The organism is Oceanicella actignis (genome assembly GCF_008124525.1).
Taxonomy (GTDB): Bacteria; Pseudomonadota; Alphaproteobacteria; order Rhodobacterales; family Rhodobacteraceae; genus Oceanicella; species Oceanicella actignis.
Map to the genome: position 1 here is coordinate 141,246 of NZ_VNHJ01000009.1, position 13,124 is coordinate 154,369.

The following is a 13,124-nucleotide window of genomic DNA, read 5'->3' on the forward strand; positions in this document are numbered from 1 at the left end:
CCCAGAGGGCGCGACGGATCCGGGAGCGACGGCGGTGGGACGCCGACGCAGCATGGGATCCGCAAACCTGAGGCGGAGCTTCGCGGCCGTTCCCCGGCGGCGCGCGGGCGTCAGCAGAGGTACATGACGAGCATGGCTCAGACTCATTCCGGTCGCAAACGCATTCGCAGGCACTACGGCAAGATCCGCGAAGTCGCGCAGATGCCGAACCTGATCGAGGTTCAGAAGTCCAGCTACGACCTGTTCCTGAAATCCGGGGACGGCGACGCGCCCATGGACGGCGAGGGGATCCAGGGCGTCTTCCAGTCGGTCTTCCCGATCAAGGACTTCAACGAGACGGCGATCCTCGAATTCGTGAAATACGAGCTCGAGCCGCCGAAATTCGACGTCGAGGAGTGCCAGCAGCGCGACATGACCTACGCCGCGCCGCTGAAGGTGACGCTGCGCCTGATCGTGTTCGAGGTGGACGAGGAAACGGGCGCCAAGTCGGTCAAGGACATCAAGGAGCAGGACGTGTTCATGGGCGACATGCCGCTCATGACCGAACACGGCACCTTCATCGTCAACGGCACCGAGCGCGTCATCGTCAGCCAGATGCACCGCAGCCCGGGCGTGTTCTTCGACCACGACAAGGGCAAGACGCACTCGTCGGGCAAGCTGCTCTTCGCCTCGCGCATCATTCCCTATCGCGGCTCGTGGCTGGATTTCGAGTTCGACGCCAAGGACATCGTCTACGCGCGCATCGACCGCCGCCGCAAGCTGCCGGTGACGACGCTGCTCTATGCCCTGGGCCTGGACCAGGACCAGATCATGGAGCACTTCTACAACACCATCGTCTATCGCCGGACCAAGGACGGCTGGGCGGCGCCCTTCGACCCCGAGCGGCTGAAGGCGACCAAGCCCGCCCATGACATCGTCGACGCCGCCACCGGCGAGGTGCTGTTCCCCGCGGGCAAGAAGATCACGCCGCGCGCGATCAACAAGCTGGACAAGGAGAAGGTCAAGGAGATCCTCCTGCCCTTCGAGACGATCTACTCGCGCTTCGCCGCGCGCGACATGATCGACGAGAACACCGGCGAGATCTTCGTCGAGGCGGGCGACGAGCTGACCGAGGAGGTCGTGCAGCGCCTTCTGGACGCCGGCTTCGAGGAAATCCCGACCCTCGACATCGACAACGTCAACTACGGCCCGTGGATCCGCAACACCATGGCCGTGGACAAGAACATGAACCGCGAGCAGGCGCTGCTGGACATCTACCGCGTCATGCGCCCGGGCGAGCCGCCGACCGTCGAGGCGGCCGAGGCCATGTTCGAGTCGCTGTTCTTCGATCCCGAGCGCTACGACCTGTCGGCCGTGGGCCGCGTGAAGATGAACATGCGCCTCGACCTTGACGCCGATCCGCAGCAGCGCACGCTGCGCCGCGAGGACATCATCGCCGTCATCAAGGCGCTGGTCGAGCTGCGCGACGGCCGCGGCGAGGTGGACGACATCGACCATCTGGGCAACCGCCGCGTGCGCTCGGTGGGCGAGCTGATGGAGAACCAGTATCGCGTCGGCCTGCTGCGCATGGAGCGCGCGATCAAGGAGCGCATGTCGTCGGTCGAGATCGACAACGTCATGCCGCAGGACCTGATCAACGCCAAGCCCGCGGCCGCGGCGGTGCGCGAGTTCTTCGGCTCGTCGCAGCTGAGCCAGTTCATGGACCAGACCAACCCGCTTTCCGAGGTGACGCACAAGCGCCGCCTGTCGGCGCTTGGTCCGGGCGGCCTGACGCGCGAGCGCGCGGGCTTCGAGGTGCGCGACGTGCACCCGACCCATTACGGGCGCATGTGCCCGATCGAGACGCCCGAAGGTCCGAACATCGGCCTCATCAACTCGCTGGCGACCTTCGCGCGGGTCAACCGCTACGGCTTCATCGAGACGCCCTACCGCAAGGTGGTCGACGGGCAGGTGACCGACGAGGTCGTCTACATGTCCGCCACCGAGGAGATGCGCCACACCATCGCCCAGGCCAACGCCGAGCTGGACGAGGAAGGCCGCTTCGTCAACGAGCTGGTCTCGTGCCGGCGCGCGGGCGAGCACACCATCGCGCGGCGCGAAGACATCGACATGATGGACGTCAGCCCCAAGCAGCTGGTGTCGGTCGCCGCGGCGCTGATCCCGTTCCTCGAGAACGACGACGCGAACCGCGCGCTCATGGGCTCGAACATGCAGCGCCAGGCGGTGCCGCTGATCAAGGCCGAGGCGCCCTTCGTCGGCACCGGCATCGAAGAGGTGGTGGCGCGCGATTCGGGCGCGGCGATCGTGGCGCGGCGCGGGGGCGTCATCGACCAGGTGGACGCGACGCGCATCGTCGTGCGCGTGACCGACCCGATCGCGCCGGGCGATCCGGGCGTCGACATCTACCGCCTGCGCAAGTTCCAGCGCTCGAACCAGAACACCTGCATCAACCAGCGTCCGCTGGTGAAGGTGGGCGACGTGGTGCGCGCGGGCGACGTGGTCGCCGACGGGCCCTCGACCGATCTGGGCGAGCTGGCGCTGGGCAAGAACGTGCTGGTCGCGTTCATGCCCTGGAACGGCTACAACTACGAGGACTCGATCCTCATCTCCGAGCGCATCGTCAAGGACGACGTGTTCACCTCGATCCACATCGAGGAATACGAGATCTCGGCCCGCGACACCAAGCTTGGCCCCGAGGAGATCACGCGCGACATCCCGAATGTGGGCGAAGAGGCGCTGCGCAACCTTGACGAGGCGGGCATCGTCTACATCGGCGCCCATGTCGGGCCGGGCGACATCCTGGTGGGCAAGATCACGCCCAAGGGCGAAAGCCCGATGACCCCCGAAGAGAAGCTGCTGCGCGCCATCTTCGGCGAAAAGGCGTCGGACGTGCGCGACACCTCGCTGCGCCTGCCGCCGGGCGACTACGGCACCGTGGTCGAGGTGCGCGTGTTCAACCGTCACGGCGTAGAGAAGGACGAGCGCGCGCTGCAGATCGAGCGCGAGGAGATCGAGCGCCTGAACCGCGACCGCTCGGACGAGCTGGCGATCCTCGAGCGCAACACCTATGCGCGCCTCAAGGCCCTGCTTCTGGGCAAGACGGCGGTCAAGGGCCCGCGCGGCGTCAAGGCCGGGACCGAGATCACCGAAGAGCTGCTCTCGACGCTCAGCCGCGGCCAGTGGTGGCAGCTGGCCCTGCCCGAAGAGGCCGACGCCTCGGCCATGGAGGCGCTGCACGCCCAGTTCGAGGCGCAGAAGAAGACGCTCGACCGCCGCTTCGACGAGAAGATCGAGAAGGTGCGCCGCGGCGACGATCTGCCGCCGGGCGTGATGAAGACGGTCAAGGTCTTCGTCGCCGTCAAGCGCAAGCTGCAGCCGGGCGACAAGATGGCCGGCCGCCACGGCAACAAGGGCGTCATCAGCCGCGTGGTCCCCGAAGAGGACATGCCCTTCCTCGAGGACGGCACGCCGGTCGATTTCGTGCTGAACCCGCTGGGCGTGCCCTCGCGCATGAATGTCGGGCAGATCCTCGAGACGCATATGGGCTGGGCGGCGCGCGGCCTGGGCCGCCAGATCGGCGAGGCGCTCGACGCCTATCGCCGCTCGGGCGAGCTCGATCGGGTGCGCGAGGCCATGCGCAACGCCTATGGCGACGCGCTGTTCGACGAGGCCCTCGCGCCCATGAGCGACGAGGAGCTGGTCGAGGCGGCCGAGACGGTGCGCGCCGGCGTGCCGATCGCGACCCCGGTCTTCGACGGCGCCAAGGAGGCCGACGTCAACGACGCGCTGCGCCGCGCCGGGCTGGACGAGAGCGGGCAGGTCACCCTCTATGACGGGCGCACGGGCGAGCCCTTCGCGCGGCCGGTCACGGTGGGCATGAAGTATCTGCTCAAGCTGCACCACCTGGTGGACGACAAGATCCACGCGCGCTCGACCGGCCCCTACAGCCTGGTCACCCAGCAGCCGCTGGGCGGCAAGGCCCAGTTCGGCGGCCAGCGTTTCGGCGAGATGGAGGTCTGGGCGCTGGAAGCCTACGGCGCGGCCTATACCTTGCAGGAGATGCTGACGGTCAAGTCCGACGACGTGGCCGGGCGCACGAAGGTCTACGAGGCGATCGTCAAGGGCGAGGACAATTTCGAGGCGGGCGTGCCCGAGTCGTTCAACGTTCTCGTCAAGGAGATCCGCTCGCTGGGTCTGAACATGGAGCTGCTGAGCAGCGAGGAAGAATAAGCGCCCCGACGATCTGCGCGCGGCCCCTTCCCCCGGGGGCCGCGGCGCGCGGGACGCCACGCAACAGGGTCATTCAAGGACACGGGAATGAACCAGGAACTCAGCAACGTCTTCAATCCGAACCAGCCGCCGAAGACCTTCGACGAGATCAAGATCACCCTCGCCTCGCCGGAGCGGATCCTCAGCTGGTCGTATGGCGAGATCAAGAAGCCCGAGACGATCAACTACCGCACCTTCAAGCCCGAGAAGGACGGGCTGTTCTGCGCGCGCATCTTCGGTCCGATCAAGGACTACGAGTGCCTTTGCGGCAAATACAAGCGCATGAAGTATCGCGGGGTGACCTGCGAGAAGTGCGGCGTCGAGGTCACGCTGCAGAAGGTCCGGCGCGAGCGCATGGGCCATATCGAGCTGGCCGCGCCGGTGGCGCACATCTGGTTCCTCAAGTCGCTGCCCTCGCGCATCGGCCTGATGCTGGACATGACGCTGCGCGATCTTGAGCGCATCCTCTACTTCGAACAGTATGTGGTCATCGAGCCCGGCCTGACCGAGCTCAAGCACGGCCAGCTGCTGACCGAAGAGGAATATCTCGACGCGCAGGACGCCTACGGCGAAGACGCCTTCACCGCCGGCATCGGCGCCGAGGCGATCCGCGAGATGCTGGCCGCCATCGACCTCGAGGCCGAGCGCGACCAGCTGCGCGCCGAGCTGGCCGAGGCCACCGGCGAGCTCAAGCCCAAGAAGATCATCAAGCGGCTGAAGCTGGTCGAAAGCTTCATCGAGTCGGGCAACCGCCCCGAATGGATGATCATGACCGTGATCCCGGTCATTCCGCCCGAGCTGCGCCCGCTGGTGCCGCTGGACGGCGGCCGCTTCGCGACCTCGGACCTGAACGACCTGTATCGCCGGGTCATCAACCGCAACAACCGCCTCAAGCGGCTGATCGAGCTGCGCGCGCCCGACATCATCATCCGCAACGAGAAGCGGATGCTGCAGGAGTCGGTGGACGCGCTGTTCGACAACGGCCGTCGCGGCCGCGTCATCACCGGCGCGAACAAGCGTCCGCTCAAGTCGCTGTCCGACATGCTCAAGGGCAAGCAGGGCCGCTTCCGCCAGAACCTGCTGGGCAAGCGCGTCGACTTCTCGGGCCGCTCGGTGATCGTGACCGGCCCCGAGCTGAAGCTGCACCAGTGCGGCCTGCCCAAGAAGATGGCGCTCGAGCTGTTCAAGCCCTTCATCTACGCGCGCCTCGACGCCAAGGGGCTGAGCTCGACGGTCAAGCAGTCGAAGAAGCTGGTCGAGAAGGAGCGCCCCGAGGTCTGGGACATTCTCGACGAGGTGATCCGCGAGCACCCGGTTCTGCTGAACCGCGCGCCGACGCTGCACCGTCTGGGCATCCAGGCGTTCGAGCCGGTGCTGATCGAGGGCAAGGCGATCCAGCTGCACCCGCTGGTCTGCGCCGCCTTCAACGCCGACTTCGACGGCGACCAGATGGCCGTGCACGTTCCGCTGAGCCTCGAGGCGCAGCTGGAGGCGCGCGTGCTGATGATGAGCACGAACAACGTGCTCTCGCCCGCCAACGGCAAGCCGATCATCGTGCCCTCGCAGGACATGGTGCTGGGCCTTTACTACATCACCCTCGAGCGCGAGGGGATGCCGGGCGAGGGCATGGCCTTCGCCTCGGTCGACGAGGTCGAGCATGCGCTCCATGCCGGGCTGGTGCACCTGCACTCGAAGATCAAGTGCCGCGTCAGGCAGCTTGACGAGAACGGCGAAGAGATCTTCAAGCGCTACGACACCACGCCGGGCCGCCTGCGGCTGGGCCAGCTGCTGCCGCTCAACCCCAAGACGCCGTTCGACCTGGTCAACCGCCTTCTGCGCAAGAAGGAGGTGGGCGAGGTCATCGACACCGTCTACCGCCATTGCGGGCAGAAGGAGTCGGTCATCTTCTGCGACCGGATCATGTCGCTGGGCTTCACCGAGGCGTTCAAGGCCGGCATCAGCTTCGGCAAGGACGACATGGTGATCCCCGACTCCAAGTGGGAGATCGTCGAGGAGACGCGCAAGCAGGTCGCCGAGTTCGAGCAGCAGTATCTGGACGGCCTCATCACGCAGGGCGAGAAATACAACAAGGTCGTCGACATCTGGGCCAAGTGCACCGACCGCGTGGCCGAAGAGATGATGAAGGCGATCTCGGCCGTGCAGGTGGACGAGGAAGGCCGCCAGAAGGAGCCCAACTCGGTCTACATGATGTCGCATTCGGGCGCGCGCGGCTCGCCGACCCAGATGCGCCAGCTGGCCGCCATGCGCGGCCTGATGGCCAAGCCCTCGGGCGAGATCATCGAGACGCCGATCACCTCCAACTTCAAGGAGGGTCTGACGGTGCTCGAATACTTCAACTCGACCCACGGCGCGCGCAAGGGTCTGGCGGACACCGCGCTCAAGACCGCCAACTCGGGCTATCTGACCCGTCGTCTGGTGGACGTGGCGCAGGACTGCATCATCCGCGCCGACGATTGCGGCACCGACAAGGGCATCACCGCCCGCGCGGTGATCGACGGCGGCGTGGTCATCGCCACGCTGGGCGAGCGCGTGCTGGGGCGCGTGCCGCTCGAGGACGTGGTCGATCCGGCCACCGAGAAGGTGCTGGTCAAGGCCGGCCGCCTGATCGACGAGCGCGACGTCGAGGCCATCGAGGCCGCCCAGATCCAGGAGATCCGCATCCGCAGCCCGCTGACCTGCGAGCTGCAGGACGGCGTCTGCGCCCAGTGCTACGGGCGCGACCTGGCGCGCGGCGCGAAGGTGAACCCCGGCGAGGCGGTGGGCATCATCGCCGCCCAGTCGATCGGCGAGCCGGGCACGCAGCTGACCATGCGCACCTTCCACATCGGCGGCGCGGCGAACGTGACCGACAACTCGTTCATCGAGGCCAGCCAGGAAGGCGAGCTCGAGATCCGCAACCGCAACCTGATCCGCAACGCGGACGGCGAGACCATCGTGATGGGCCGCAACGTCACGCTGGCCATCGTCGACAAGCGCGGGCCCAAGCCCGTCGAGCGCGCGACCTACAAGCTGGCCTACGGCTCGAAGCTGCTGGTCGAGGAGGGGCAGGAGATCAAGCGCGGCCAGAAGCTGGCCGAGTGGGATCCCTACACCCTGCCGATCATCGCCGAGAAGGCCGGCCGCGCCAAGTTCGTGGACCTGATCCCGGGCGTCTCGGTGCGCGAGGACACCGACGACGCGACGGGCATCTCGCAGCGGATCGTGTCCGACTGGCGCACCGCGCCCAAGGGCAACGAGCTCAAGCCCGCGATCATCATCGAGGACCCCGAGACCGGCGAGCCCGTGCGCCTCGACAACAACAACCCGGCGCATTACGCCATGTCGGTGGACGCGGTGCTGTCGGTCGAGGACGGGCAGGAGGTGCGCGTGGGCGACGTTCTGGCGCGCATCCCGCGCGAGGGCGCCAAGACCAAGGACATCACCGGCGGTCTGCCCCGCGTGGCCGAGCTGTTCGAGGCGCGCCGTCCGAAGGATCACGCCATCATCGCCGAGGTGACCGGCTACGTCCGCTTCGGGAAGGACTTCAAGAACAAGCGGCGCATCACCATCGAGCCGCTCGACGAAAGCCAGGATCCCGTCGAGTATCTGGTGCCCAAGGGCAAGCACATCGCGGTGCAGGAGGGCGACCTGATCCAGAAGGGCGAATACCTGATGGACGGCAACCCGGCGCCGCACGACATTCTGCGCATCCAGGGCATCGAGGCGCTGGCCGACTACCTGATCAACGAGGTCCAGGAGGTCTACCGGCTGCAGGGCGTGAAGATCAACGACAAGCACATCGAGGTGATCATTCGCCAGATGCTGCAGAAGGTCGAGATCACCGAGTCCGGCGGCACCACCTTCCTGCCCGGCGAGCAGGTGGACAAGGTCGAGTTCGAGGAGGTCAACGCCAAGGCCGAGGCTCAGGGGCTGGAGCCCGCCAAGGGCGAGCCCGTCCTTCTGGGCATCACCAAGGCGTCGCTGCAGACGCGCAGCTTCATCTCGGCGGCCTCGTTCCAGGAGACGACCCGCGTGCTCACCGAAGCCTCGACGCAGGGCAAGGTGGACAAGCTGGTGGGCCTGAAGGAGAACGTGATCGTCGGGCGCCTGATCCCGGCGGGCACGGGCGGCGCGACGCAGCGGCTCAAGCGCATCGCGCAAGAGCGCGACGCCAAGGTGATCGCCGAGCGCCGCGCGGCGGCCGAGGCGGCCGCGGCCGAAGCCGCGCGGCTGGCGCCGCCGGCCGAGCCTTCGGACCCCGACGCCCCGCAGCCCGACGCCTGAGCCGGCGCGGCATCGATGCGAATGGCGGCCCGCGGCCCCTTCTCGAGGGGGGCCGCGGGCCTTCTTCCTTCGGGCGGCCGGGCCGGCGCCGCAGTTCGCGTGAATTCGTAAGCATTGGACAACCCAGGCGGCAGCCGCTAGCCTTTTTCGACCCTTATGCAGGAGGCGCCACGATGGCAGACGATCGACTTGCCGCGGTCATCGACGCCGAAGGGCCGCTGTCCGACGTGGAGCGCTGCGCGGCGCTGGCCGTGGCGGCGGTGGCGGGGCTGCGCGATCTGGCGGCCGCCTCGCGCCCCATCGATCCCGCGCTGGCCGAAGCGTTGGCGGCGGCGCTGCACCAGATCGACGCCGCGCTGGGCGAAGCGGTGCGCGCGCTGCACGCGCCGCCCGAAGACTGAGCGGCGCCGCGGCCGCTGTTGACAGCGGCCCGGCGCATGCGTAGGTTCCGCGCACTCGTAGCGCGGCGAGTCGTCGTGTTGCGCCCGACAACCTGATTCTGGCGGTCAAGATCCGGGCTTCGGCTCCGATCCTCTGGAATTTCGCCGCAGGATGCGCTTCGGCGCAATCCTCGCGGCAATTCGCGTTGCGCGATCCGCGCGCGGCGCGGCCAACGAACAACGTGTTGAGAAGGGTATCCGCCCTATGCCGACGATCCAGCAGCTGATCCGCAAGCCGCGGCAGCCCAAAGTGAAGCGACAGAAGTCGATGCATCTGCAGGCCTGCCCGCAGAAGCGCGGCGTCTGCACCCGTGTCTACACCACGACGCCGAAGAAGCCGAACTCGGCGCTTCGCAAGGTCGCCAAGGTGCGCCTGACGAACGGGTATGAGGTCATCTCCTACATTCCGGGCGAGGGGCACAACCTGCAGGAGCACTCGGTCGTGCTCATCCGCGGCGGCCGCGTGAAGGACCTTCCCGGCGTGCGCTACCACATCCTGCGCGGCGTCCTCGACACCCAGGGCGTCAAGGATCGTCGTCAGCGCCGGTCGAAATACGGCGCCAAGCGGCCCAAGTAAGGAGAGAGCGCGATGTCTCGACGTCACAGCGCCGAAAAGCGCGAGGTCCTGCCCGACGCGAAGTATGGCGACCGCGTGCTGACCAAGTTCATGAACAACCTGATGTATGACGGCAAGAAGTCCGTGGCCGAGAAGATCGTCTACGGCGCGATGGAGCGGGTCGAGGCCCGTCTCAAGCGCTCGCCGATCGAGGCGTTCCACGAGGCGCTCGACAACATCAAGCCGTCCGTCGAGGTGCGCTCCCGCCGCGTCGGCGGCGCGACCTACCAGGTGCCCGTCGAGGTCCGCCCCGAGCGCCGCGAGGCGCTGGCGATCCGCTGGCTGATCAACGCCGCGCGCGCCCGGAACGAGAACACCATGGAAGAGCGGCTGGCCAACGAGCTGCTCGATGCGGTCAACGGCCGCGGCGCCGCGGTGAAGAAGCGGGAAGACACCCACAAGATGGCCGACGCCAACAAGGCGTTCAGCCACTACCGCTGGTAACCCCACAGCAGGACGAAGCCCATGCCCCGCCAATACCCGCTCGAGCGCTACCGCAACTTCGGCATCATGGCGCATATCGACGCCGGCAAGACGACGACGACCGAGCGCATCCTCTACTACACCGGCAAGTCCCACAAGATCGGCGAGGTGCACGACGGCGCCGCGACGATGGACTGGATGGAGCAGGAGCAGGAGCGCGGCATCACGATCACGTCGGCCGCGACGACCACCTTCTGGTTCCACACCGAGGACGGCAAGACCCCCTCGCCCGAGTGGGGCTCCGATCCCGAGAAGGCGAAGTTCCGGTTCAACATCATCGACACCCCCGGCCACGTCGACTTCACCATCGAGGTCGAGCGCTCGCTGGCGGTGCTGGACGGGGCGGTGTGCGTGCTTGACGCCAACGCCGGCGTCGAGCCGCAGACCGAGACGGTCTGGCGCCAGGCCGACCGCTACAAGGTGCCGCGCATCGTGTTCGTCAACAAGATGGACAAGATCGGCGCCGACTTCTTCAACTGCGTGCGCATGATCAAGGACCGCACCGGCGCCACGCCGCTGCCGATCCAGTGCCCGATCGGCGCCGAGAACGACCTCGAGGGCCTGGTCGATCTCATCACCATGAAGGAGTGGGTCTGGGCCGGCGACGACCTTGGCGCGTCCTGGGAGCTGCGCGACGTGCGCCCCGAGCTGCGCGACAAGTGCGAAGAGATGCGCGCCGAGATGATCGAGATCGCCGTCGAGCAGGACGACGAGGTGATGGAGGCGTATCTCGAGGGCAACGAGCCCGACGCCGCCACCCTGCGCCGCCTGATCCGCAAGGGCACGCTCAGCATGTCGTTCGTGCCGGTGCTGTGCGGCTCGGCGTTCAAGAACAAGGGCGTCCAGCCCATGCTCAACGCCGTGATCGACTACCTGCCCGGGCCGCTCGACGTGCCCGCCTACATGGGCTTCCGCCCCGGCGACGAGACCGAGACCCGCAACGTCGCCCGCCATCCGAGCGACGATGAGCCCTTCGCGGGCCTGGCCTTCAAGATCATGAACGACCCCTTCGTGGGCTCGCTCACCTTCACCCGCATCTATTCGGGCAAGATCAAGAAGGGCGACTCGGTTCTCAACTCGACCAAGGGCAAGCGCGAGCGCATCGGCCGCATGATGATGATGCACTCGAACCAGCGCGAGGAGATCGAGGAGGCCTTCGCCGGCGACATCATCGCCCTGGCCGGTCTGAAGGAGACCACCACCGGCGACACGCTGTGCGATCCGGCCGATCCCGTGGTGCTCGAGACGATGACCTTCCCCGATCCGGTGATCGAGATCGCCATCGAGCCCAAGACCAAGGCCGACCAGGAGAAGATGTCGCAGGGCCTGGCGCGCCTGGCCGCCGAGGACCCGTCCTTCCGCGTCGAGACCGACCTCGAATCGGGCCAGACGATCATGAAGGGCATGGGCGAGCTTCACCTCGACATCCTGGTCGATCGCCTGAAGCGCGAGTTCAAGGTCGAGGCGAACATCGGCGCGCCGCAGGTGGCCTATCGCGAGACCATCTCGAAGGAAACCGAGATCGACTACACCCACAAGAAGCAGTCGGGCGGCTCGGGCCAGTTCGCGCGCGTCAAGCTGATCCTGACCCCGACCGAGCCGGGCGAGGGCTTCAGCTTCGAGTCCCGCATCGTCGGCGGCGCGGTGCCGAAGGAATACATCCCCGGCGTCGAGAAGGGCATCAAGTCGGTGCTCGACTCGGGTCCGCTTGCGGGCTTCCCGGTCATCGACGTCAAGGTGGCCCTGGTCGACGGCGCCTATCACGACGTGGACAGCTCGGTCCTGGCCTTCGAGATCGCCTCGCGCGCCGCGATGCGCGAAGGCATCAAGAAGGGCGCGCCCAAGCTGCTCGAGCCGATCATGAAGGTCGAGGTGGTCACCCCCGAGGAATACACGGGCGGCATCATCGGCGACCTGACCAGCCGCCGCGGCCAGGTCACCGGCCAGGAGATGCGCGGCAACGCGACGGTGATCAACGCCTTCGTGCCGCTGGCCAACATGTTCGGCTACATCAACACGCTGCGCTCGATGTCCTCTGGCCGCGCGCAGTTCACGATGCTCTTCGACCACTACGAGCCGGTGCCGCAGAACATCAGCGAAGAGATCCAGGCGAAATACGCCTGATCCACGGAACAACCAATCGGCCGGAGCGGTCCGCGATGCGGCGCTCCGGCGACCAAAGGAATGGAGGCCTCTCATGGCGAAGGCAAAGTTCGAGCGCACGAAACCGCATGTGAACGTCGGCACGATCGGCCACGTTGACCACGGGAAGACGACGCTGACGGCTGCGATCACGAAGTATTTCGGCGAGTTCAAGGACTACAGCCAGATCGACGCGGCTCCCGAGGAGCGCGCGCGCGGCATCACGATCTCGACGGCGCATGTCGAGTACGAGACCGAGAAGCGCCACTACGCGCATGTCGACTGCCCGGGCCACGCGGACTACGTGAAGAACATGATCACGGGCGCGGCGCAGATGGACGGCGCGATCCTGGTGGTTTCGGCGGCCGACGGCCCGATGCCGCAGACGCGCGAGCACATCCTGCTGGCGCGCCAGGTGGGCGTTCCGGCGCTGGTGGTGTTCCTGAACAAGGTGGACCAGGTCGACGATCCCGAGCTGCTCGAGCTGGTCGAGATGGAGGTGCGCGAGCTGCTGTCGTCCTACGACTTCCCGGGCGACGAGATTCCGATCATCGCGGGCTCGGCGCTTGCGGCGCTCGAGGGCCGCGACCCCGAGATCGGCGAGAACAAGATCCGCGAGCTGATGGCGGCGGTCGACGAGTACATCCCGACGCCCGAGCGTCCGATCGACCAGCCCTTCCTGATGCCGATCGAGGACGTGTTCTCGATTTCGGGCCGCGGCACGGTGGTGACGGGCCGCGTCGAGCGCGGCGTGATCACGGTCGGCGACGAGGTCGAGATCGTGGGTCTGCGTCCGACCAAGAAGACGACCTGCACGGGCGTCGAGATGTTCCGCAAGCTGCTGGACCGCGGCGAGGCGGGCGACAACATCGGCGCGCTGCTGCGCGGCA

Annotated in this window: 7 protein-coding genes; all 7 read left to right on the top strand. The window is 67.0% G+C overall.

Annotated elements, in window-relative coordinates; genetic code table 11:
• The first annotated feature begins 132 nt into the window (after positions 1-132).
• On the top strand, positions 133-4,230 hold the full coding sequence (gene rpoB, locus LY05_RS12890) for a DNA-directed RNA polymerase subunit beta (protein WP_072748063.1): 4,098 nt from the start codon (positions 133-135) through the stop codon (positions 4,228-4,230).
• A gap of 87 nt (positions 4,231-4,317) precedes the next feature.
• Complete coding sequence (rpoC, locus tag LY05_RS12895; protein WP_148923428.1) at positions 4,318-8,553, top strand: DNA-directed RNA polymerase subunit beta'; 4,236 nt, start codon at positions 4,318-4,320, stop codon at positions 8,551-8,553.
• 173 nt (positions 8,554-8,726) lie between these two features.
• Positions 8,727-8,954: a hypothetical protein gene (locus LY05_RS12900; protein ID WP_072747967.1), complete on the top strand. Its 228-nt coding sequence runs from the start codon at positions 8,727-8,729 to the stop codon at positions 8,952-8,954.
• A gap of 244 nt (positions 8,955-9,198) precedes the next feature.
• Positions 9,199-9,570, top strand: a complete 372-nt coding sequence (gene rpsL / locus LY05_RS12905) for a 30S ribosomal protein S12 (RefSeq protein ID WP_072747966.1) — start codon at positions 9,199-9,201, stop codon at positions 9,568-9,570.
• Positions 9,571-9,582: 12 nt separating this feature from the next.
• Positions 9,583-10,053, top strand: a complete 471-nt coding sequence (rpsG, locus tag LY05_RS12910; RefSeq protein WP_072747965.1) for a 30S ribosomal protein S7 — start codon at positions 9,583-9,585, stop codon at positions 10,051-10,053.
• Between the two features lie 21 nt (positions 10,054-10,074).
• Positions 10,075-12,216 carry an elongation factor G gene (gene fusA, locus LY05_RS12915; RefSeq protein WP_148923429.1) on the top strand — a complete coding sequence of 714 codons (2,142 nt, stop codon included), beginning with the start codon at positions 10,075-10,077 and terminating at the stop codon, positions 12,214-12,216.
• A 73-nt stretch (positions 12,217-12,289) separates the two neighbouring features.
• Positions 12,290-13,124, top strand: an 835-nt coding sequence (tuf, locus tag LY05_RS12920) for an elongation factor Tu (RefSeq protein ID WP_148923120.1), incomplete at its 3' end; no start/stop codon positions are given.

Excerpts from the sequence above, each read along its gene's own strand:
- rpoC (WP_148923428.1), top strand. The coding sequence starts at position 4,318 with ATGAACCAGGAACTCAGCAACGTCTTCAATCCGAACCAGCCGCCGAAG.
- fusA (WP_148923429.1), top strand. The coding sequence starts at position 10,075 with ATGCCCCGCCAATACCCGCTCGAGCGCTACCGCAACTTCGGCATCATG.
- LY05_RS12900 (WP_072747967.1), top strand. The coding sequence starts at position 8,727 with ATGGCAGACGATCGACTTGCCGCGGTCATCGACGCCGAAGGGCCGCTG.
- rpsL (WP_072747966.1), top strand. The coding sequence starts at position 9,199 with ATGCCGACGATCCAGCAGCTGATCCGCAAGCCGCGGCAGCCCAAAGTG.
- rpoB (WP_072748063.1), top strand. The coding sequence starts at position 133 with ATGGCTCAGACTCATTCCGGTCGCAAACGCATTCGCAGGCACTACGGC.
- rpsG (WP_072747965.1), top strand. The coding sequence starts at position 9,583 with ATGTCTCGACGTCACAGCGCCGAAAAGCGCGAGGTCCTGCCCGACGCG.